Source organism: Deinococcus radiophilus, from assembly GCF_020889625.1.
GTDB classification, from domain to species: Bacteria; Deinococcota; Deinococci; order Deinococcales; family Deinococcaceae; genus Deinococcus; species Deinococcus radiophilus.
The window spans coordinates 971,968-994,126 of record NZ_CP086380.1; the positions used below are offsets into that span (position 1 = coordinate 971,968).

Below are 22,159 nucleotides of genomic sequence, written 5' to 3' on the forward strand. Positions count from 1 at the left end.
GCGGCAGGCCCGCCCCCCGGTTGGGAAGCGGGCCTGCGCCTTGTCTGAGCTCCGGCGGTTCAGGTTCTCAGGCCAGAATCTGGGTCTTGCCCCGCACCCGCTTGTCGCGGCGGAATTCCAGGCCGTCGCCGCCCTCGCCCAGCACCACGCGCCAGCCGTCGGGGCCGGGGGCGGCGGCCATCAGCTCCAGCGCCAGCGGGTCTTCCAATTCCTCGCGCAGCAGGGTCCGCAGCTGGCGGCTGCTGCCCAGCGCGTGCTTGTGGCTGCGGGCCCTCAGCTTGCCCACCAGCCAGGGCGCCACCTCGGGCGCGAAGCTCACGGTGATGTCGCGGCTGTCCAGCTCCTCGGCCATCTCGGCCAGCAGCTGCCCGGCCACCCGCTCCAGCTCGGCCTCGCCCAGCGGCCGGAACTTGATGACGTCGTCCAGCCGGTCGAGGAATTCGGGCGTGAAGATGTGGCGCAGCGGCGCGTTGGAATCGGCCTGCACCGGGCTGAAGCCCACCGTAGGGTTGATGTTAAAGCCGGTGTTGGAGGTCATGATGACGATGGTGCGGCGGAAATCCACCGTGCGGCCCTGCCCGTCGGTCAGGCGGCCGTCCTCAAACACCTGCAGGAACGCGTTGTACACGTCGGGGTGAGCCTTTTCGATTTCGTCCAACAGGATGACGCTGAACGGCTGGCGGCGCACCGCTTCGGTCAGGCGGCCGCCCTGCTCGTGGCCCACGTAGCCGGGAGGCGACCCGATCAGCTTGCTCACGCTGTGCGGCTCCTGATACTCGGACATGTCCAGCCGGATGAGACTGCGCTCCGAGCCGAAGAGGGTACGGGCCAGCGCCTTGGCAAGGTGGGTCTTGCCCACGCCGCTGGGACCGGCGAACAGGAAGCTGGCCGACACCCGGTTACGCCCGCCCAGGCCCAGGCGGGCCCGCCGCAGCGCCGAAGCCAGCGCCCGCACAGCGTCGGGCTGGCCGTAGACCTGCTCGCCCAGCACATGCTCCAGGTCGGCCAGGTCGGCGGCGCGGTCGTCGGAGTACACCCCGCCCATCGAGTTCAGCACGCTTTCGAGGTCCTCGCGGGTCACGTACGGCCGGCCGTCCTCGTCGAGCGCCACCGGCACGTCCAGGCTGAGGTTCAGGTTCACCCGGCTGGCGGCCTCGTCCAGCAGGTCAATCGCCTTGTCAGGGAAGTTGCGCCCCGGCAGGCTGCGTTCGCCCATGCGGATAGACAGCTCCAACACGTTGTCGGGCAGGCGCACGCCGTGGTGCTCCTCATAGGCGGGCCGCACGCCGCGCAGGATGTCCAGGGTTTCGGCGGGGCTGGGTTCCAGCACGATCACCGGCTGAAAGCGCCGCTCCAGCGCCGCGTCCTTTTCGATGTAGCGGTGATACTCGCCGGTGGTGGTCGCGCCAATGACCTGAATCTCGCCGCGCGACAGGGCCGGTTTCATGATGTTGGCCGCGTCCAGGGTGCCTTCAGAGCCGCCTGCGCCCACCAGAGTGTGCATCTCGTCAATAAAGGCCACCACGGGGCTGGCCCGCAGCTCCTCGATGATTTGCCGCAGCCGCTCTTCGAACTCGCCCCGGTATTTGGTGCCCGCCACCACGCCGCTCAGGTCCAGGCTGACCACACGCTTGTCCTGCAGCGCCGGGGGCACCTTGCCCGCCGCAATCGCCAGCGCCAGGCCCTCCACGATGGCGGTCTTGCCCACGCCAGGGTCCCCGATCAGCACCGGGTTGTTTTTGGTACGGCGGGTCAGAATCTGGGTCACGCGGCGAATCTCGTCGCTGCGCCCGATCACCGGGTCCAGCCGGCCGTCTTTCGCCATACGGGTCAGGTCGCGGCCGAACTCGTCGAGCATGGGCGTGGGCAGCGAGGCGGGGTCGGGCTTCTTCTTCTCGCCCTGCTCCAGAATCCGCCAGCGGATGGTGTCGGGGTCGCGGCTGATTTCCTGCAGGATGCGGTAAGCCACCCCGTCGCCCTCACGCAGGATACCCAGCAGCAGATGCTCGGTGGAGGTCACGGCAGCACCTAGGGCACGGGCCTCGGCGGTCGCCAGTTCCATCACCCGGCGGGCACGCGGCGTGATGGCGGGGGCGTCGTTCAGGCGCGAGCCCTCGCCGCGCCCGATGATTTCCTCGACCCGCTCACGCAGCGAGTCCAGAGTCACGCCGAATTCGCTCAGGACAGCGTAGGCGCTGCCGCCCTCGCGCATCAGGCCCAGCAGCAGGTGTTCGGGGCCGACCATCGCGTGCCCCAGGCGGTTGCCTTCCTCGCGGGCGTAGTGAAACACCAGCCGGGCGCGGTCATCGTAACGGTTGTGGGTCATCGGATTCCTTTCCGCTCGGCACTGGCAGCGTACGTGCCAGGAACTTGCAGTGACATTCCTCAGTTTAGCGGCCGGCTGGCGGGGACGGCTGTTCAGCCGGCACGTTTTCGGAAGAGACCGGAAGAGAAAGGGGGGGGAAATGGCGCGGCCCCGGCAGTCCCCTTTAGACTGCTGCCATGCCGCTGATTTTCGTGCATGGAGTCGCCGTCCGCGAGGAAGACGGGCCGGAATGGGCCACCCTGCACCAGATGACCCACGGCACCGAGTGGCCGGCCATCGAGGCGCTGCTGCGCGAGCATGTGGCCCCGGTGCTGCGCCCGGACGCCCCGCAGGACGCGGCGCTGGAGTGGCTGTACTGGGGCGACCTGGGCGCCCGCTACACCAACGGGGGCCGCTTCCGGGGCGCCCTGGACCCGCAGTCCCCCCGGCTGGAGCGCCCGCTGGACATCTCCCCGGCCGAGCTGGCCCAGTGGTTGGAAGACGCCCTGCTGCCCTCTACCGCTGCCGAGCTGTGGCCCGCCACCATCGAGGCGGCCGCCTCCACCGCCCGCGACGAGAACGTGCGGACGATGGCCGCCGCCCTGCCGCTGCCGGCGCAGGCCGAGGTGCTGCTGGCGGCCGTGGAGGCGCGGCGCCGGGGGCACGCCTTTTTGCCGGCGCGGCTGCCGGCGGCCCTACAGACACGGCGCCGGCAGCAGCTTCAGCGCACCTTGCGCCAGGTACGGCGGCCACTGGAGGACTTCGTGCCCATTTTCATGGGTGACGCGCTCACCTACCTGAACGGCCGGGGAACCCCGCAGCAGCCGGGGCCGGTGCCGCAGCGCCTCCTGACCGCGCTGTGCCGGGCGCAGGCCCAGGCCGCTGGGGGTGAACCACTCGTCATCGTCAGCCACAGCCTGGGCTGTCAGCTGGTCTACGACGTGCTGAGCAGCGTCCTGCCGGCCCAGCCGGACCTGGCAGAGCTGCGGGTGGACCTGTGGTGCGCGGTGGGCAGCCAGCTGGGGCTGTTCAAGGAGCTGGGCCTGATGCTGGAAGACAGCCTGCCGGCGCCGCAGGAGCCGCAGCGGAAGCTGAGCGACCACCTGGGCTACCTCTGGAACGTGTGGAGCTACTCGGACCTGCTCAGCTTCCGCACCGAGGGCGTGATTCCCGGCGCCCACGACGCTCCCTTTCCGCTGCCGGGCCACCTGCGCGGCGACCACCTGGCCTACTTGCAGCGCCCGGTGTTCTACGCGGCGCTGGCGGCCAAGCTGCGCTCGCGGCTGGAAGCCCCCGCCGGGGACAGCTGAGCGACGGCACAGCCGGCATGGGGCAAGGCACCGCTGCCAGCGGGCCAACAGCTGTCAGACGCCCCGCACCCGTCAGACGATGCGGGTCTGCAACACGCCTATGCCCTCGACCTCGACCTCGACCGTGTCGCCGCGTTCCAGCGGGCCGACGCCTTCTGGCGTGCCGGTCAGGACCACGTCGCCGGGCTCCAGGGTCACGTAGCGGCTTACGTACACCAGCACCTGCACGGGGTCGAAAATCATGTGCGAGGTGCGGCTGTCCTGCTTGACCGCCCCGTTCACGCGGGTCTGGATGTGCAGGTCGGTGGGGGTCAGCCCGGTTTCCAGCCAGAGCCCCAGCGGGCAGAAGCGGTCGGCCGCCTTGGCGCGGAACCACTGCAGGTCCTCGCGCTGCTTGTCGCGGGCGGTCAGGTCCAGGCCGCAGGTGTAGCCCAGCACGGCCCCCAGCGCTTCGGCGGCTCCCAGGTTCTTGCAGCGTTGACCAATCACCAACGCCAGCTCGCCTTCAAAGTGAAAGTTCTCAGTCCACTCGGGATAGGCCACGCTGCCACCTGGCTCGGCCAGCGCGTTGGGGCCTTTGAGGAAGATGCCCGGTTCCAGCGGCAGATCCTCGCCACCCGCCCCAGCATGGCCCATCTCGCGGATGTGATCGGCGTAATTGCGCCCGACACAGACGATCTTGCTGGGGGTCGCAGGCGGCAGCAGCTGCGCGGCGTCAAAAGGCACGCTGCGGCCCGCGTCGCTGAAGCCACTGTCACCCAGTACGCCTGCCAAGAGGTGAACCGTCTCGCCGTCCAGGCGGCCCCAATGGGCTTGTCCGTCTGCCATGATTCTGACCAGTTGCATGAGGGGCAGCATAGTGCAGCCAGCAGGCCGGGCGTCCCCTCATGCCCGTTACAGCGGGCCAGCCCACGCAGGCGCTAGACTTCTGCCCATGACGACAACCACGAAGCTGATTCCTGTCCAGGACGTTCTGGATGACCGGCTCCGCCCGCAACAAGTCCGTGACCTGGAACTGCGCCACGGCAACGAGGAATTGCTGTACGGCCTGGACTTGCTGGGGGTGGCTGGGCCTTTTCGCCGCCTGAGTCCCTGGGAGCTGGAAGATGTGGGCGGCCAGCGGATGATCATGGCAGCCAGCTACGCGGCAACACCGTTTGGCGAGATGCACCCGGAACTGACCGAATTTGTGACCGAGTTCATGGCGAAAAACCGGGCCATGACCCTGCCGCAACAAAGCCTCAGCCCTTGGCGGGCCGCGCTGGAAGCCAATCTGGTGGCTCTGCTGGCCTCGCAGCTGCCCAGTCACGCAGACAGTCAGGTGTTTTTCTGCTCATCCGGCACCGAGGCCGTAGAGGGCGCACTGAAGTTCGCCAAAGCCTGGCGGCCCAACGCCAGCTACTTCATTTCGTTCAAAGCGGCCTACCACGGCAAAACCTACGGCAGCCTCAGCCTGACGCCCAACCCGGAATATCAGGACATCTTCCGGCCGTTGGTGCCGGGCGCCCTGACCAGCCCATATGGGGATCTTGAGGCGCTGCGAACCCTGCTGCGCCGGGTCGGACCCAAGAATGTCGCGGCGATCATCGTGGAGCCGATCCAGGGCGAGGGCGGCGTGATTCTTCCCCCGACCGGCTTTCTGCGCGGCGTGTCAGACCTCTGCCGCGAGCACGGCATCGTCAGCATTGCCGACGAAATTCAGACCGGACTGGGCCGCACCGGCCACTGGTTCGAGTCAGCAGCGCAGGGCATGGACCCCGATATCGTCACCCTGGCCAAGCCGCTGGGGGGCGGCCTCACGGCAGTGGGCGCCACCATCGTCCGTCACGGCATCTACAAGAAGATGCTGGGCGGCCTGAGCTCCAAACGCCACTCCAACACTTTCGGCGGCGGAGCGCTCAGCATGGCCGTGGCCCTCAAGTCGCTGGAAATGATCGTGGAAGGCGACCTGCCGGAGCGCTCGCTGAAAATGGGGGCCGAGGGGCTGGAACGCCTGCGCCGCCTGCAGGCGCGTCATCCAGGGCTAATTCAGGACGTGCGCGGTCAGGGGTTGCTGCTGGCGATGCAGTTTCACCCGATGGTGGGCCTACCGCTGCCAGAGCCGGCCAAGGAACTGGCCTACGAGGCGACCGCCATCTTGGCGATGCGCGAACTGCACCTCAGCGGCGTCGTGGCCAACCTGAGCCTGAGCAGCAAGCGCACGGTCCGCCTCAGCCCCGCGCTGAACATCCCTGAGCCGCTGTTCGGAGAATTGATGGACCGGGTGGACGACTTCGCGGAGCGTAATCCTAAGGCCAGCAGCATCATGAGCAATACGCCGCCCGACCTGCTGGCGCGGCTGGCGGCTTTTGCGGTGAAAAAGCCCAAAAAGCGCACCCCCAGTGACGGCTGATCTGCCCAAAACTCCACTGGCCCACAAGCCTGGCGGCTACCTGGGCTTGGGCAACTATTCCAGCCTGGGCACTTTCTGGCGCTACCTACGTGGGGCTGCTGGCGCGGGCCGAAGGGTCAGTCCGGTGCGCGGCGACAGCCCGGATACCTGCCGCCGCCGGATCAGCGGATACACCGTGCCCGGCGCTGGTTTCCTGCTGGACACCGTACCGCTGGACCGCGAACTCACTGAAGGCTTCGAGACACACCCGGCGTTGCTGGCCTACCTCTCCGGCGACCCTGGCCCGCTGCGCGAGGAGCTGAACGCCCACTACGCGCTGCACACCGACTTTGTGCTGGCCCTCACCGCGCGGCGTGAATTGATCGTGCGGCCCGAGTTTGAATTCCGTCCCTCAGACGGCGCGGCCAGCTTGCCGGCGGGCCTGACCCTGCGCGGACGGCGCATGAGCAAGGATGAAATCGGGGTCTTGCTCAGTCGGGCGTGTGGGGTCTAGCGCCCGGCTTTTTTGAGCTGATGGGCGGTGAGTAGCCCAGATAAAGCGGTAGGGCCGCCAAAATGACGCCAGCCAGTAAACCGGCAGCCCAGTGTGCGCTGATGGGCAGAAGCGAGCTGGAACTGACCGCTGGCACGCTGGAACCCAGGAAGACGATGAAGAAAATATTCCGCAGGCCGCAGAGGTAAAACGCGGCTCCAGCGCCTGTATAAATCAGAGCCAAAACTGCCGCCAATAATCCGCTGGAGCAGCCTTCCCGCTCCGCGCATACCAGCGCCAGCAGGTCTGGATCAGTGAACATGGACGCCGCAAAGCCAGAAAAAAAAGTGGCTGAGAATGCGATCAGGAGGTAGAGCAGAAATTGGCCTGCACTCACGTTCCAGAAATCAAAAAAGACGGCCTTTCGCGCCTCCTGCGCCCAGCGCTCATTTCCCGAAGCCTCCGCCTCATTCAGCATGGTCTGTTTCCAGTCCACCTTCTTGCTCATACGGTCACCTTCCCCCTGGCCTGCGCCCCAGCCTGGGCGTCAGCCTCACGCTGTTCACGGGCCAGTTTCAGGCCAGCGGCGCTCAGGGTGTAGATGTGCCGGGGTGGTTTGCCCTCATGCGGGCTGTCTTGCCACTCGGCACTGAGCAGGTCACGCTCGTGCAGCCGCTGCAGGATAGGGTACAGCGTGCCGGACTTGAGGGTCGTCGTCTGGCTCAGGTCATAGCCGTAGGTGGGCCGGGGGTAGGCGTCCAGCAAGGCCAGCAGGACGGCGCAGGTGTGGGGGCTGGGCTTGCGGGTGCGCTTGAACATGGCCGCAATTTGCTACATATGTAGATTTAAGGGAAGAGTAGCAATCTACTTTTGCGGCTTGGAACTCTATGGTGGGGCCATGTTTGAAGGGTTTGAGCTGAGCCACGCGCCGCTGAGCGCCGGAACGGTGCGCGTCCGCACAGGGGGCAGCGGCCCAGCGCTGCTGCTGCTTCACGGGCATCCACGCACGCACACGACCTGGCACCGGGCCGCGCCGCTGCTCGCCCAGCACTACACCGTGGTCTGCCCGGACCTGCCAGGCTTCGGTCAGTCATTTGTTCCTGCAGACCAGCCGGGGCACGTGGGATCATCCAAGCGGGCCAAGGCAGCCGCCTTGACCGAACTGATGCATCAACTGGGCCACTCTCACTGGGCGGTCGCCGGGCATGACCGGGGCAGCTACACAGCCCTGCGCATGGCGCTAGATGTTCCGCAGCATGTGACCCATCTGGCCGTGCTGGACGGAGTGCCGATCGCTGAAGCCCTGGCCCGCGCTGACGCCCGCTTCGCGCAGGAGTGGTGGCACTGGTTTTTCTTTGCCCAGCCGGACAAACCCGAGCGGGCTATTCTGGCCGACCCGGATGCCTGGTATGGGCACAGCCCGGAGAAAGCAGCGCAGATGGGCCAGGACAATTACCAGGATTACCGCGCCGCCATTCACGACCCGGCGGTGATTCACGGCATGGTGGAGGATTACCGCGCCGGACTGGTCACCGACCGCAGCCACGACGAGGCCGACCGCGCAGCGGGGCGACAGGTCCAGGCCCCCACCCTGGTCCTCTGGGCCGAGCAAGACGACATGGGGCGGCTGTACGGTGATGTGCTGGCGGTCTGGCGGCTCTGGGTAGCGGGCCACTTGAGTGGGCATAGCCTCCCCTGCGGACATCACATGGCCGAAGAGGCACCCGCAGAGTTGGCGGCAGCCCTGCACCAGTTTCTAGAGACGAACTAGTCCACTTCCCCCAGCACGTCCAGCACCGCTTGACCGTACTGCTCCAGCTTCTTGGCCCCCACGCCGCTTACAGTACTCAGCGTCGCCAGGCTACCGGGGCGCAGCGCGGCAATGGCCGCCAGCGTCTTGTTGTCGAGGATGATGTAGGCAGGGACACCCTGTTCACGGGCCTGCTCGCCGCGCCACTGCCGCAGCGCCTCGAAGGCGGGCTGGGCAGCGGCGGGTAGATCAGCTGGTGCCGATGCTTTGCCCTTAGCCCGGCGGTTGCTGGTCGGGCGCAGCACCTCCTCGCGCAGCAGGAAAGGCGTCTCCCCTTGCAGCAGCTCGCGGCTTTTGGGGGTGGCACTCAGGCCGTAGTGCTCACCGGCGGCCAGATACCCCAGGCTGACCATCTGCCGCAGGATGCCGCGCCAAGTACGCTCGTCATGCTGCGCCCCTACGCCGAAAGTAGGTAAGGTATGATGCCCCGCCTGCCGCACCTTGTCGGTGTCCTTGCCCAGCAGCACGTCGGTCAGGTGAGCGGCCCCGTAACGGTTGCCGGTCCGCACGGCGGCACTCAGGGCCATCTGCGCCTCGCGGGTCAGCTCGCGGACCTGCGGCGGGCTGATGCAGTTGTCGCAGTTGCCGCACGGCCCCTGATACTCCTCCCCGAAATAGCCCAGGATGCCTTCACGGCGGCAGCCGGCACTCTCGCAGTAGCTGAGCAGCGCGTCCAGCTTGGCGCCCTCAATCCGCTTGACCCATTCAGGAGCGGGCGAATCGCTCAGCATCCGGCGCAGGTTCACCACGTCACCCAGGCCATAGACCATCCAGGCGGTGCTGGCTTCTCCGTCGCGGCCCGCCCGCCCGGTTTCCTGGTAGTAGCCCTCCATGCTTTTGGGCAGGTCCAGGTGGGCCACAAAACGCACATCCGGCTTGTCTATCCCCATGCCGAAGGCGACGGTGGCAACCACCACCAGCCCATCTTCACGCAGGAACCGCTCCTGCGCTCGCTGCCGCTCCGGATGGCTGAGGCCCGCGTGGTAGGGCAGCGCCGGGACGCCGTTCTCGGTCAAAAAAGCGGCGGTGTCCTCCACCGATCGGCGGGAAAGGCAGTACACGATGCCCGCATCACCGGAATGCTCGGCGCGGATAAAGTCGAGCAGTTGCCGCTTGGCGCTGTCCTTGGGGCCGACGCGGTACTGGATGTTGGGGCGGTCAAACGACGCGGTGAACTGCGGCGCATCCTGCAAGCCCAGCACGCTGAGGATGTCGGCGCGGGTGCGCTCGTCGGCGGTGGCGGTCAGGGCGATGCGCGGCACGCCTGCGAAGCGCCCTGCCAGCACGCCCAGACCCTGATATTCAGGCCGGAAGTCGTGGCCCCACTGGCTGACACAGTGCGCCTCGTCAATGGCAAACAGGGCCAGCGGCACACTTTCCAGCAGCCGCAGGGTGCCCTCCATCAGCAGTCGTTCGGGAGCCACATACAGCAGGTCCAGCTCACCGGAGCGCAGCGCCGCTTCTACCTCGCGCACGCCGTCGGCGCTGAGACTGGAGTTGAGAAAGGCCGCCCGCACGCCGAGTTGCCGCAGCGCGTCTACTTGGTCTTGCATCAGCGCGATCAGGGGGCTGACCACCACGCCCACGCCGGGGCGCAGCAGACTGGGCAGCTGATAGCACAGGCTTTTGCCGCCGCCGGTGGGCATCAGCACCAGGGCGTTGCCGCCCGCCGCCAGCTGAGAGACGATCTCGCCCTGCCGCCAGCGGAACTGATCGTAGCCCCAGACCTCTCCCAGCAGGCTGAGGGCTTGGGCAGAAACAGTGGGCGGTGCGCTGGCAGTCATGGACTCAGGATAAAGGGGAGGGACGTAGGGGAAGGTGGTCCGGAAGCAGATCAGGTCTTCTGCTAGGCTTCCTCTATCCGGCGCAGCAACTCCGCTGCGGTGGGTTCGTCGACCAGCAGCCGCCGCATCAAGCCGCCGCGCAGGGCCGCCTGGAGCACCCCGACTTTGCCCAGACCGCTGACCACGCAGAGGGTGTTCGGATGCCCCGCCACGAAATCCAGCCCTGGTCCACTGGCGCGCGCATTGATCGGTAGCCCTTTCCAAGAGCCGTCAGCGCGAAAAAAAACGGTGGCAATATCGCCCACAACGCCCAGTTGATCCAACTCGGCCTTTTCATGATCGTCCAGCGAACCAGCAGCGTAGACATGACTGGGCCTCCCGGCGTGAGGACTGCCCACTGAATACACCAGCAGGTCGGCCCGCCCCTGCAAGTCCAGTACCTGCCGCACCGAACGCTCGCGCCACATCATGTCCTTGGTATGCGGATCATCGAAAAAGGTCGGCACCGGAAACAGGTGGGCGCGTCCCCCATAATTGCGGGCAAAGCGGGTCAGCGTGTCGGTCACGAAGCCGCTGACCAGTTCCTGAATGTTGGCGCTGCCGTTGAGCTGCACGAAGTCCAGCCCGCCCAGCCGCCGCGGTGTCAGGGCGTGCGAGACAGCGTCCAGCGTATTGCCCCAGGCCAGGCCCACGGTCATGCCAGGGCGCAGCAGGGTATCCAGCGTGGCGGCAGCGGCGTGCGCCACGCGGCCCAGCCATTCGTCCTCGGCGCTGCCGGGCGGTACTCCCACCACCTGCACCTCAACTCCTGAGAACAGGTCTTGCAACTGCCCGGCCAGGGTCTGTGGCTGCACCGCCGGATCATGGATACGAATTTCCACCAGGCCACTTTCACGGGCGAACGAGAGCAAGCGGCTGACTTTGGGCCGTGAAAGACCCAGTTCGGCGGCAATTTCGCCGGTGGTCAGCCCCTGATGGTAGTACAGCCGGGCCACCTGCACGGCCAGGGTGGTCTGCACGGCAGAATTCATTGCCACCCAGCATAACGGCTAAGCAAGTGGCAATCCGGAGAGACGGCGATTTCGGCGATCTTGAACATTTGATCATCCTAACTTGACATTTGTTCAGATAGTCGGCAGCATGGGGTCACTTCACAGTTTGTCCGGGTCGGCAGCAATGTAGCCGAACCGCAGAAAGGAAAGGAGCAACATGAAATTTACCCTGTTGCAGGAGTGTATCGCCGAATTTCTGGGCACCATGGTGCTGATTTTGTTCGGGACCGGCGTGGTCGCAATGGTGACTCTATTTGCTGACCCAGCCACACCTGGTGCGGTGGTCAACGGCGGATTTTCAAACATCAACTGGGCCTGGGGGCTGGGCGTGCTGTTCGGGATTTTCACAGCTGGCACCATCAGCGGAGCCCACCTCAACCCAGCGGTCAGCATTGGTTTCGCGGCCACCGGGCGTTTTCCCTGGAGCAAGGTCCTCCCCTACTCGCTGGCCCAGATTCTGGGCGCTTTCGTCGGGGCGGCCATCGTGTTCGGCGTGTACCGGGGACAGTTCGCGGTGGCCGATCCTGGTCTGGCCAGTACGGCGGGCGTGTTCGCCACCTTTCCGGCGCTGCCGGGCTTCTGGCCGGGCTTCTTTGATCAGGTCGTAGGCACGGCGCTGCTGATGGGCCTGATCCTGGCGGTGGCTGACAAACTGAACAACAAAGAGGGCGGCGCCTGGGGACCCCTGGCCATCGCCCTGATCGTGGTCGCCATCGGCATGAGCTTCGGGGCACTGCACGGCTACGCCATCAATCCAGCCCGCGACTTTGGGCCGCGCCTGATGACGCTGCTGGCCGGCTTTCAGAACACCGGCTTCGGGGAACTGCGGGTCTGGACGGTGCCGATCATCGGTCCAATCGTAGGGAGCGTACTGGGCGCTTTGATTTACGACTATGCCATCGGAAAGCCTTTGCAGCGCGCCCACCTCGCCTCGCAGCAGGCACAACAGGGCATGGACACCACCCCCACCGCCGGGCCGCAGTAAGGCGCATCACTCTCCCTTCAGCTTCCCAAGGAGCCATATATGACCAACCAGAACAAATACATCCTGGCCCTGGACCAGGGCACCACCTCCAGCCGGGCTATTGTCTTTGACCGCCAGGGGCACATCCTAGCGACCGCTCAGCGCGAGTTCGAGCAATTCTTTCCTAGAGCCGGCTGGGTTGAGCACGACGCAGGTGAAATTTGGAGTACCCAGAGCGGCGTGGCCCAAGAAGCAATCACCCGCGCCGGGCTGCGCGCCGAGAACATCGCCGCCATCGGTATTACCAATCAGCGGGAAACCACGGTCGTTTGGGACCGTCAGACCGGGCAGCCGATCAGCCGCGCCATCGTCTGGCAAGACCGCCGCACCGCCGAGCTGTGTGACCGCCTCAAGGCAGAGGGCAAAGAACAGACGTTCCGTGCAAAGACCGGCCTGCTGCTGGACGCCTATTTCAGCGGAACCAAGGTGAAGTGGATTCTGGACCATGTGCCTGGAGCACGGCAGGCGGCTGAGGCAGGCAACCTGGCCTTCGGGACGGTCGATTCCTGGCTGATCTACAATCTGACCGCCGGAGCGCTGCACATTACCGACGCCAGCAACGCCAGCCGCACCCTGCTGTACAACATCCATACCGGCGACTGGGACGACGAGCTGCTTTCCCTGCTGGATGTGCCCCGCTCCATGTTGCCGGAAGTGCGGCCCTCCAGCGAAGTCTACGGCGAAACCGCCGCAGGGCTATTCGGCAGCCAGATTCCGATTGCTGGAATCGCCGGAGACCAACAAGCAGCGACGTTCGGGCAGGCCTGCCTCAGCCGCGGCATGGCCAAAAATACCTACGGTACCGGCTGCTTCATGCTGATGAACACGGAAAAAGAAGCGATGCCCAGCCAGAATCAGCTGCTGACCACCGTGGCCTGGCAGCTGGGTGGGGAGCGCACCTACGCCCTGGAAGGCAGTGTCTTTATTGGCGGCGCGGTGGTGCAGTGGCTACGCGACGGCCTGGGCATCATCCGGCGCAGCGAGGAGATCGAAGCCCTGGCCAGCAGTGTGCCGGACACGGACGGCGTGTATCTGGTTCCGGCCTTTACCGGCCTGGGCGCGCCCTACTGGGACCCCTACGCCCGCGGCACCATGGTGGGCCTGACCCGTGGCAGCACCGCTGCACACATTGCCCGCGCCGCGCTGGAAGCGGTGGCATTTCAGTCGGCTGAACTGCTGGACGCCATGCAAAAAGATTCCGGACTGGACCTCAAAGAGCTGCGGGTGGACGGCGGAGCCAGCCGCAACGACCTGATGATGCAGTTTCAGGCCGACCTGCTGGGCGTGCCAGTGGTCCGGCCCAAAGTCACCGAAACCACGGCGCTGGGGGCCGCCTATCTGGCCGGGTTGGCTGTAGACTTCTGGCCCGGCACCGAGGCCATTGAACAGGCCTGGGAGATTGACCAGACTTTTGAGCCGCAGATGAAGGCCACCGAGCGAGCCGCCCGTCTGAGCGACTGGAAACGGGCCGTCGAGCGCAGCCGGGGCTGGGCCGAGGCCGACACCACCGCAGCAAGCTGACCCGGCAGGGAATGGAAGGTGGAACCCCTGTCCGCCTCCCCCGATTCTCTACCCTATTTTCCAAGGCGGAGGGGCGGGCCATTCCCGGCCTGCCCCTCCATCAGAAAGGACACCCATGAGCCCATCCCCTTCCGACCCCCGCACTGAGCAACTCGCCCAGGCCACCCAGGACCGCCGCTGGGACTTTATCGTGATCGGTGGGGGCGCTTCAGGCCTCGGTACTGCCGTGGAGGCAGCTTCACGCGGCTACAGCGTGCTGCTGCTCGAACGTCATGATTATGCCAAGGGCACGTCCAGCCGCTCGACCAAACTGGTCCACGGCGGGGTGCGCTACCTCGCACAAGGCAACGTCGCCCTGGTCCGTGAAGCCCTGCGCGAACGTGGACTGCTGCGCCGCAATGCACCTCATCTGGTCCGTGACCTGGAATTTGTCGTGCCGGGGTATTCCTGGTGGAGCGGCCCTTTCTATGGGGTGGGGCTGAAATTGTACGACCTGCTGGCCGGACGCCTGAACCTGGGGCAGTCCAAGTACCTGGACCGGGAAGCCGCGCTAGAAAAGATTCCCACCCTCCAGCGAAACGGATTGATGGGGGGCATCCTCTATCACGACGGACAGTTTGACGACTCGCGGCTGGCGATCACGCTGCTGCGGACCCTGGAGGACTTTGGCGGCGTCGCCCTCAACCATGCCCACGTCACCGGACTGGACCGGGAAGCTGGACGGGTCACTGGCGTACGCTTCCGCGACGAGGAAACCGGGCAGGAACACCAGGTCCAGGGCCAGGTCGTCATCAACGCCACCGGGGTGTGGGTAGATGAAGTGCGGCGCATGGAAGACCCCTCGGTTAAAGCGATGCTCTCGCCCAGCCAGGGGGTTCATATCGTGGTGGACCGCCGATTTTTACCCGGCGACAGCGCCATCATGATTCCGCGTACCGACGATGGCCGGGTGCTGTTCGCTGTGCCCTGGCACGGCCACGCGGTGATCGGCACCACCGATACCGCGGTGCCGCAAGCGTCCGCCGAACCCCGCGCCTTGCCGGAAGAAACCGAGTTCATCCTGCGAACCGCGCAGCAGTACATGGACCCGGCCCCCACGCGGGCAGACGTAAAAAGTGTGTTTGTGGGCCTGCGCCCGCTGGTCCGCCCGCCCGACGCCACCGACACCAAGGCGATCAGCCGTGACCACACCGTGGTGATTTCCGAAGGCGGCCTGGTCACGCTGACTGGGGGCAAGTGGACCACCTACCGCCACATGGGCGAAGACACGGTGAACCAGGCCGAGAACGTGGCAGGACTGCCGCGCCGCCTGAGCATCACGCCGGGGCTACACCTGCACGGCTGGAGCGAGGACGCGCTGCCGGACCACTGGCGGGTTTACGGCAGTGATGCCGCCAGGATTCAGGCGCTGCCCGGCGCACAGACCCAGCTGCACCCAGCCCTTCCCTACACCGAGGCCGAAGTGCGGTGGGCAGCCCGCGCCGAGAGTGCCCGCACCGCCGAAGACGTGCTGGCCCGCCGCCTGCGTGCCCAACTGCTGGACGCCCGCGCCAGCCTGGACATGGCCCCCCGAGTCGCCCAGATCCTGGCAGAGGAACTGGGTCACGACGAGGCCTGGCAACGCCAGCAGGTTCAGGAGTACCACGAAGTGACGCAGGGATATCTGCTGGACTCGGAAGCCTCTTAGCTCAGCGGGGGAACTGTTCTTCAGCCAAAGCCAAAGCGAATCAGGCACCCCGTCATGGGGGTGCCGCGCTTCAGACCCCTGGGCAGCGGATGCGCCCAGTAATCTGGTTGCCCTCGGCACCGATGTCGGGGGTGTCCTGGCACTCCACATCGCCCGCAATCTCATTGTCAATCAGGCGAACAGCGCCCTGGTAGTCACTGACTTCCACGCTGCCGTCGACCGTCACGTTATTCAGCTGCACGGTCCCACCCGCGCTCAGCTCTACATTACCCTTGACGCGGCCTTCTTCCAGCACCAGGTCATACACCTGCTCACCCTGGACACTACCGCCCACCTGGGTGGCCGACAACGTGGCCGCCGAACCAGGGGCCAGCAGAATGCTTCCGTCCACTTCACTATCAAACAGTTGGCAGTTGGCTCCGGTAGGCACCTCCACGTTGCCCGATACCGACTGATGGGCCAGCACGCCGGAACAGGTCAGGTCACCTTCTACTTCGGCGGTGACAGGAGCAGGCGCCTCAGCGGTTTTGGCCGGGGCCAGCGGCTCGGCCTCAGCGACGTCTGCCGCCTCCTCTACTTCAGCTGCCTTACCCTGATCAGCCGCGCCGGGAGCAGCAGGGATCGGAGCCGTTTCCACCTGCGGCACAGGTTCTGGCTCCGGTTCCGGCTCCGGGGTACAGGCGGCCAGACTCAGGGCCAATAAGGGGGACAACAGCAGGACGGCAGCTCTCAGCATTCACCTTCTAGCCTAGACCATTTTCTGGCCCTCTGGCAGGGCCGCACCTAGAGTCTGCTTTCAGGAACTATCAGCGGTCCGCAGCACCACCATTAAAAAAGCGCCCAAGGCTGTCACCCTGGACACTCTCCAGTGCTTCTCTGACGTTACATGTTGCGGCGGTACTGCCCTCCCACCTCAAACAGGGCGCCTGTGATCTGCCCCAGCGAGCAGACCTGCACGGCGTCCATCAACACGGCGAAAACATTGTCGTTGTCCAACACCGCCTGTTGCAAACGCTCCAGCATGGCAGGGGCCTCATCGGCGTGCTTGGCCTGAAACGCCTGCAAGCTGGCCAGGGCGGCCTGCTTCTCTTCTTCGGTCCCGCGTGCCAGTTCCAGTTCGGGGGCTTCCTGCGGGTTGGGGTTCAGGAAGGTATTCACCCCAATGATCGGCAGCGAGCCGTCATGCTTCTTGTGCTCATACAGCATGGACTCTTCCTGAATGCGGCTGCGCTGATAGCCCGTTTCCATTGCGCCCAGTACACCACCGCGCTCGCTGAGGCGCTCGAACTCGGCCAGCACAGCTTCTTCCACCATATCGGTCAGCTGCTCCAGGAAAAAACTGCCCTGGTTGGGGTTCTGGTTCTTGGCCACACCCCACTCGCGGTTGATGATCAGCTGAATCGCCAGCGCCCGGCGCACACTCTCGGCGCTGGGCGTGGTAATTGCCTCGTCGTAGGCGTTGGTGTGCAGGCTGTTGGTGTTGTCGTAAATGGCAATCAGCGCCTGCAAGGTGGTGCGGATGTCGTTGAAGTCCATCTCCTGCGCGTGCAGCGAGCGGCCCGATGTCTGAATGTGGTACTTCAGCTTCTGGCTGCGGTCGTTCGCGCCGTACTTTTCGCGCATGGCGACGGCCCAGATGCGGCGGGCCACCCGGCCCATCACCGAGTATTCGGGGTCCATGCCGTTGGAAAAGAAGAAGCTGAGGTTCGGCGCGAAATCGTCGATGCTCATGCCGCGCGCCAGATAGCTCTCGACGTAGGTAAAGCCGTTGGCCAGCGTAAAGGCCAGCTGGGTGACCGGGTTGGCCCCGGCCTCCGCGATGTGGTAGCCGCTAATGCTGACCGAGTAGAAGTTCCGCACTTCGTTCTGCACGAAGTATTCCTGGATATCGCCCATCACCTTGAGGCTGAATTCGGTGCTGAAGATACAGGTGTTCTGACCCTGGTCTTCCTTGAGGATGTCGGCCTGCACCGTGCCGCGGACCTGGCGCAGCGTCTCAGCACGTAGGGCGGCGCGTTCCTCCTCGGTGGGCTGACGGCCCCCGCGCTCCACGAACGCGGCCAGGTCCTTCTCAATCGCCACATTCATGTACATCGCCAGGATAGAGGGGGCCGGGCCATTGATGGTCATGGACACCGAAGTGCTGGGATCGCTCAGATCAAAGCCGTCGAACAGCACGCGCATATCGTCCAGCGTGGCGATGCTCACGCCGCTGGTGCCCACCTTGCCGTAAATGTCGGGGCGGAGGTCGGGGTCCGCGCCGTACAGCGTCACCGAGTCGAAGGCGGTGCTGAGGCGCTTGGCGGGCATCCCTTCCGAGATCAGCTTGAAGCGGCGGTTGGTGCGGGCGGCGTCGCCCTCGCCAGCAAACATGCGGGTGGGGTCTTCGCCCTCGCGTTTGAAAGGGAACACGCCCGCCGTGAAGGGAAAACGGCCCGGCAGATTTTCGGCCCGTAGGAAGCGCAACAGGTCACCGTGATCGCTCAGGCGTGGCAGCGCCACCTTTGCAATGTGCAGACCACTCAGCGAAATGCTGGTCAGCCCCGTACGAATCTCGCGGTCGCGCACGCGGGTGACCATCTCGTCGCCGGAGTAGTCGTCCTGGGTCTGCGCCCAGCCCCCCAGCAGCTCTCGGCTCTCGGCGCTCAACTTGCTTTCCTGCTCGGCTACCGCTGCGCTCAGGTCCGCGCCACTCAGCTGCTGGGCGTGCCGCAAATCCTGGGCAGCGCGGGCGGCCTGGGCCTGCGCTTCGGTTTCGGCATGGTAACCGCGCACGGTTTCGGCAATCTCGGCCAGGTAGCGGGCGCGGCTGGCCGGCACGATCTCGTGGGTCCGGGTGCTGGCCTTGCCGCCAGGACGGGTCAGCTTGCCCTCAGCCCAGGTGTAGCCGCGCTCGGCCAGGGCATCTTTCAGGCCAAAGTACAGCGCGGTCACGCCGTCGTCGTTAAAGAGGCTGGCCTGCGTGCCGAACACCGGCATGTCGGCGGGCATTTTTTCCCAGGCTTCGCGGTTGCGTTGCAGCTGCTTGCCCACGTCGCGTTGGGCATCCTGCGCGCCCCGGCGGTCGAACTTGTTGATCGCCACCAGGTCGGCAAAGTCCAGCATGTCGATTTTTTCGAGCTGGCTGGCCGCGCCGAATTCGGGGGTCATCACGTACAGGCTCAGGTCCACGTGCGGGGTAATGGCCGCGTCGCCCTGGCCGATGCCGGAAGTCTCCACGATAATGAGATCAAAGCCGCTGGCCTTGCACGCCGCGATCACGTCGGGCAGGGCGTCGCTGATTTCTTTGCCCGCCTCACGGGTCGCCAGCGAGCGCATAAAAACCTGCGGCGTATCGATCGCGTTCATGCGGATACGGTCACCCAGCAGCGCTCCGCCCGACTTGCGGCGCGAGGGGTCAATCGAGATGACGGCCATCCGCTTGGCGTCCGCCTGATCCAGCCGAATACGCGAAATCAGCTCGTCGGTCAGGCTGCTTTTGCCTGCGCCCCCCGTACCGGTGATGCCCAGCACTGGAGTGGTCACACCCGCCACTTGCCCGCGCAGCGCCTCACGCTCAGCGGGGCTGGCCTGATCATTTTCCAGCGCTGAGATGTAGCGGGCCAGGGCCACCCGGTCACCCGTTTGTACATCGCTTAGGGCCGGGGTCGCGGGACGCTGGGCGGCAGCGGCGCGGCGCATCACGTCCTGAATCATCCCGACCAGGCCCAGGCGCTGGCCGTCTTCGGGCGAGTAGATGATGACGCCCGCGTCTTGCAGCTCGCGGATCTCGGCGGGCACAATCACGCCGCCGCCGCCGCCGAACACCTGAATATGTCCCGCGCCGCGCTCGTTGAGCAGTTCACGCATGTACTTGAAGTACTCCACATGCCCGCCCTGGTAACTGCTCACGGCGATCCCGTGGGCGTCTTCCTGAATGGCGGCATTGACCACCTCGTCCACGCTGCGGTTGTGCGCCAGGTGAATCACCTCAGCGCCCTGGCTCTGGAGAATGCGGCGCATGATGTTGATGCTGGCGTCGTGGCCGTCAAACAAGCTGGCGGCGGTCACAAAGCGCAGGCGGCCATGGGCAGGTTGCAGGTCCGTGGGGGGCTCGGCTTGGTCGGGCTGACGGTCTAGAGTGGTCATGAATGGGCCTCCTCGTGAGGGACCCAGCCGCACCGGAACAGACAGGGTGCGCTGGGACAAGCTAAAGGTCTGGAAATACCCTGCAGAATACTGCAAAGTAAGGCCAGCAAAAGGCAGCGCACCCGCCCAGTGACAGGGTCAGGTGCGCTGAGAGCCAGAGTGCCAGATCAGGCCATTATTCCTGCGTGGCATCGTCCTGCTGGGCGGTGGGCTTGCCCGCTTCGGGGCGCAGCAGGGGAAACAGCAGCACATCACGGATGCTGTCAGAGTCGGTCAGTAGCATGGCGAGCCTGTCCATGCCCATGCCCATCCCGGCGGTGGGCGGCATGCCGTATTCCAGCGCCAGCAGGAAGTCTTCGTCTTGTTGGTGGGCCTCGTCGTCGCCGGCCTCGCGGCGGGCGGTCTGTGCCTCAAAGCGCTCGCGCTGATCCAGGGCGTCATTCAGCTCGGAGTAGATCGGCGCCAGCTCGAAGCCACCCACGAACAGGTCGGCCCGTTCGCTGAGGCCTGCGCGCTCGCGGTGTTTTTTCACCAGCGGGCTGATGACCAGCGGCATGTCCACCAGGAAGGTGGGGTCTTGCAGCTCGGGTTCGATGTACTCGCCGCTCAGCTTGTCCAGCAGCTTGTAGGCCGGAACCTTTTTCAGCTCCGGGTGCTTTTCGTCGGCCCAGGCCCGCAACTTGTCCAGGTCCAGCGGGTCAAAGTCCATTCCGGCCTTTTCGCGCAGCGCGGTCACAAAGTCCAGCCGCTTGAAGGGCAGCGCAAAATTCAGTTCGCGGCCCTGGTAGGTGATGGTCTCCTGCCCACCAGTGACTTCCTTAACCAACCCATTCAGCATGGTTTCGACCAATTCCATCATGTCGTTGTAGTCGCCATACGCGAAATAGGCTTCGAGCATGGTGAATTCGGGATTGTGGGTACGGTCAATGCCCTCGTTGCGGTAGTTGCGCCCGATCTCGTAGACCCGCTCGAAGCCGCCCACCAGAAGCCGCTTGAGGTACAACTCCAGGCTGATGCGCAGGCTAAAGTCGTGCGAGAGTGCTTTGTGGTGCGTAGTAAACGGCGTGGCCTCGGTGCCGCCAGGAACAGTTTGCAGGGTGGGGCCTTCGACTTCCATAAAGCCCTGCGCGTCCAGAAAGTTACGGATGTAGCGGATCGCCTGACTGCGGGTGCGGAAGGCCTGGCGGCGCTCCGGGTTCACGATCAGGTCCAGGTAGCGGCGGCGGGCGCGCAACTCCTCGTCTTGCAGGCCGCCGAACTTGGTGGGCAGCGGGTGCAGGCTCTTGACCAGCGGTTGCCAGTCGGTGACGTGCAGGGTCAGCTGCCCGGTTTTGGTCACGAAAGGATGGCCCTTTACGCCGATAATGTCGCCTAGGTCAACCTTCTTGGTGGCAGCGAACGTTTCCAGATCACCCTTGGAGAAGAAAACTTGCAGGCGCCCCCGCTCATCCTGCAACTCGGCAAATGCAGCCTTGCCCATGTGACGCATCAGGGTCACGCGGCCTGCCAGCGCATAGCTTTCGGTGTCCCAGGTCTGACCTGGTTCCCACTTGCCTTCCGCGCCGTCTGCTGGGTGAGCAGCGAGCACGTCGGCGGTGTGGTGGGTCTGGTCGTAGGTGTAAGGGTAACGCTCAAAGCCCGCTTCGGCCTGGGCTGCCAAGTTGTTCAGGCGGCTGACCGTCTGCTCGTGCAGTGAGGCGTGCTCTGGGGTAACGGTGGTGGAGGGCTGACCTTCATCGGACATGAATAGGAGTCTAAAGGATGTAGAAGGCAGCATTGGCCCCGCGAGCGGACGCGAGTACCAACCACGGGCCGCCCCGTGGTTGCCGTCACGCAGCGCACAAGGACAAAGGCAGAAGGGGGATTCCTCCGGGCCTCCTGCCTCTGCCTCGCTGCTGCATTTGATCAGCTCTCCGAATGACATGGGCGCGTGAAAAACACCCGTGGCAACTCTATACGCCGTACTCTTGGTATTTCACCCGTTCCACTCGGTCAGAAAAGGACAGCTCTTTCTGTTCTTTCTGTTAAATGCTTCAAATCAGTAGCTGACGGACTTTACCTTGTACTTGACCTGCTTGCCACCTTCCAGGTTCACCACGAAGGCGTCCCCTTCCCCGCAGCCGATCAACTTCTCACCCACCGGGCTGTCGTCGCTGATGCGGGGAACCTTGTCGGTGCCGCGCACACTGGCTTCGGCAGCACTGACCACCTTGACGGTCATTTCCTTTTTGGCGGTTTCGTTGCTCAGGACCACGGTGGCGCCCAGGCCCACTGTGCCGCTGTCTTGCTCAGACGCCTCGATCACCGTGGCACGGGCCAGGGTATCTTCCAACTCCTCGATACGGGCTTCCACCTGACGCTTTTCACGTTTGGCATCTTCCAGGCCGGTGTCTTCAGCGTCGGTGGAGTTTTCCATCTGCTCCTGCACGATGCGGGTGGCTTCGGTCAGGCGCTCTTGTTCGTGGGCCAGGGCCTGTTCCAGGCGCTCGTAGCCCTCACGGGTCAGGCGAATCGGCTTGCTGTTGGTCACGGAATTCCTCCTTCTGGGAAGAGGCCCGGCGCCGCTGATCAGCGCTGGGCCAGGAAAAATCGGGATCGGAAGCTGTCACGGGTGGGGCCCTGATGGGCACACCCAGTGGTCAGACTGAAACAGATGGGCCGCATTTTGCCACAC

General features: G+C 65.1%; 17 protein-coding genes. 7 read left to right on the forward strand and 10 right to left on the reverse strand.

Going from position 1 to position 22,159, the window contains the following annotated elements:
- Positions 1–67 precede the first annotated feature (67 nt).
- Positions 68–2,326, reverse strand: coding sequence for an ATP-dependent Clp protease ATP-binding subunit (locus LMT64_RS05010; RefSeq protein ID WP_126350732.1), 2,259 nt, complete (start codon positions 2,324–2,326; stop codon positions 68–70).
- A gap of 176 nt (positions 2,327–2,502) precedes the next feature.
- Here LMT64_RS05010 and LMT64_RS05015 point away from each other — a divergent pair, with 176 nt between their 5' ends.
- Complete coding sequence (locus LMT64_RS05015; protein ID WP_126350733.1) at positions 2,503–3,615, forward strand: hypothetical protein; 1,113 nt, start codon at positions 2,503–2,505, stop codon at positions 3,613–3,615.
- Between the two features lie 72 nt (positions 3,616–3,687).
- On the opposite strand, the gene LMT64_RS05020 is transcribed toward LMT64_RS05015, so the two are convergent.
- Positions 3,688–4,461: a fumarylacetoacetate hydrolase family protein gene (locus LMT64_RS05020; RefSeq protein ID WP_229253405.1), complete on the reverse strand. Its 774-nt coding sequence runs from the start codon at positions 4,459–4,461 to the stop codon at positions 3,688–3,690.
- A gap of 88 nt (positions 4,462–4,549) precedes the next feature.
- Between LMT64_RS05020 and LMT64_RS05025 the strand changes: the two genes are divergently transcribed.
- Entirely contained in the window at positions 4,550–6,007 is a 1,458-nt protein-coding gene (locus LMT64_RS05025) for an aspartate aminotransferase family protein (RefSeq protein ID WP_229253406.1), read from the forward strand.
- Positions 5,997–6,500, forward strand: coding sequence for a hypothetical protein (locus LMT64_RS05030; protein ID WP_126350736.1), 504 nt, complete (start codon positions 5,997–5,999; stop codon positions 6,498–6,500). The genes LMT64_RS05025 and LMT64_RS05030 overlap by 11 nt, the downstream gene beginning before the upstream one ends.
- Here LMT64_RS05030 and LMT64_RS05035 read toward each other — a convergent pair.
- Both LMT64_RS05035 and LMT64_RS05040 read right to left on the reverse strand, forming a co-directional pair.
- Entirely contained in the window at positions 6,478–6,987 is a 510-nt protein-coding gene (locus LMT64_RS05035; protein ID WP_126350737.1) for a hypothetical protein, read from the reverse strand. The genes LMT64_RS05030 and LMT64_RS05035 overlap by 23 nt on opposite strands.
- Complete coding sequence (locus LMT64_RS05040) at positions 6,984–7,298, reverse strand: PadR family transcriptional regulator (protein WP_126350738.1); 315 nt, start codon at positions 7,296–7,298, stop codon at positions 6,984–6,986. The genes LMT64_RS05035 and LMT64_RS05040 overlap by 4 nt, the downstream gene beginning before the upstream one ends.
- Positions 7,299–7,377: 79 nt before the next feature.
- Here LMT64_RS05040 and LMT64_RS05045 point away from each other — a divergent pair, with 79 nt between their 5' ends.
- Positions 7,378–8,250: an alpha/beta fold hydrolase gene (locus tag LMT64_RS05045; protein ID WP_126350739.1), complete on the forward strand. Its 873-nt coding sequence runs from the start codon at positions 7,378–7,380 to the stop codon at positions 8,248–8,250.
- Here the strand turns inward: LMT64_RS05045 and recQ are convergent.
- Both recQ and LMT64_RS05055 read right to left on the reverse strand, forming a co-directional pair.
- Entirely contained in the window at positions 8,247–10,073 is a 1,827-nt protein-coding gene (recQ, locus tag LMT64_RS05050; RefSeq protein WP_126350740.1) for a DNA helicase RecQ, read from the reverse strand. The two genes, LMT64_RS05045 and recQ, sit on opposite strands and share 4 nt — an antisense overlap.
- A gap of 62 nt (positions 10,074–10,135) precedes the next feature.
- Complete coding sequence (locus tag LMT64_RS05055) at positions 10,136–11,104, reverse strand: sugar-binding transcriptional regulator (RefSeq protein WP_126350741.1); 969 nt, start codon at positions 11,102–11,104, stop codon at positions 10,136–10,138.
- A 178-nt stretch (positions 11,105–11,282) separates the two neighbouring features.
- Here LMT64_RS05055 and LMT64_RS05060 point away from each other — a divergent pair, with 178 nt between their 5' ends.
- From LMT64_RS05060 to LMT64_RS05070, 3 genes are all read left to right on the forward strand, one after another.
- Entirely contained in the window at positions 11,283–12,110 is an 828-nt protein-coding gene (locus LMT64_RS05060; RefSeq protein ID WP_126350742.1) for an MIP/aquaporin family protein, read from the forward strand.
- 39 nt (positions 12,111–12,149) lie between these two features.
- Positions 12,150–13,670 carry a glycerol kinase GlpK gene (gene glpK / locus LMT64_RS05065; RefSeq protein WP_126350743.1) on the forward strand — a complete coding sequence of 507 codons (1,521 nt, stop codon included), beginning with the start codon at positions 12,150–12,152 and terminating at the stop codon, positions 13,668–13,670.
- 115 nt (positions 13,671–13,785) lie between these two features.
- A complete protein-coding gene (locus LMT64_RS05070; RefSeq protein ID WP_126350744.1) occupies positions 13,786–15,357 on the forward strand; it encodes a glycerol-3-phosphate dehydrogenase/oxidase in 1,572 nt (523 codons plus the stop codon).
- 70 nt (positions 15,358–15,427) lie between these two features.
- Here the strand turns inward: LMT64_RS05070 and LMT64_RS05075 are convergent, their stop codons facing one another.
- The 4 genes from LMT64_RS05075 to LMT64_RS05090 form a co-directional block, all read right to left on the reverse strand.
- Positions 15,428–16,093 carry a hypothetical protein gene (locus LMT64_RS05075; protein ID WP_126350745.1) on the reverse strand — a complete coding sequence of 222 codons (666 nt, stop codon included), beginning with the start codon at positions 16,091–16,093 and terminating at the stop codon, positions 15,428–15,430.
- 146 nt (positions 16,094–16,239) lie between these two features.
- On the reverse strand, positions 16,240–19,485 hold the full coding sequence (gene icmF, locus LMT64_RS05080; RefSeq protein WP_126350746.1) for a fused isobutyryl-CoA mutase/GTPase IcmF: 3,246 nt from the start codon (positions 19,483–19,485) through the stop codon (positions 16,240–16,242).
- A gap of 175 nt (positions 19,486–19,660) precedes the next feature.
- Positions 19,661–21,229 (reverse strand): lysine--tRNA ligase, encoded by a 1,569-nt coding sequence (lysS, locus tag LMT64_RS05085; RefSeq protein ID WP_126350747.1) that lies wholly within the window; start codon positions 21,227–21,229, stop codon positions 19,661–19,663.
- 294 nt (positions 21,230–21,523) lie between these two features.
- Positions 21,524–22,015, reverse strand: a complete 492-nt coding sequence (locus LMT64_RS05090; RefSeq protein ID WP_126350748.1) for a GreA/GreB family elongation factor — start codon at positions 22,013–22,015, stop codon at positions 21,524–21,526.
- Between the last annotated feature and the right edge of the window lie 144 nt (positions 22,016–22,159).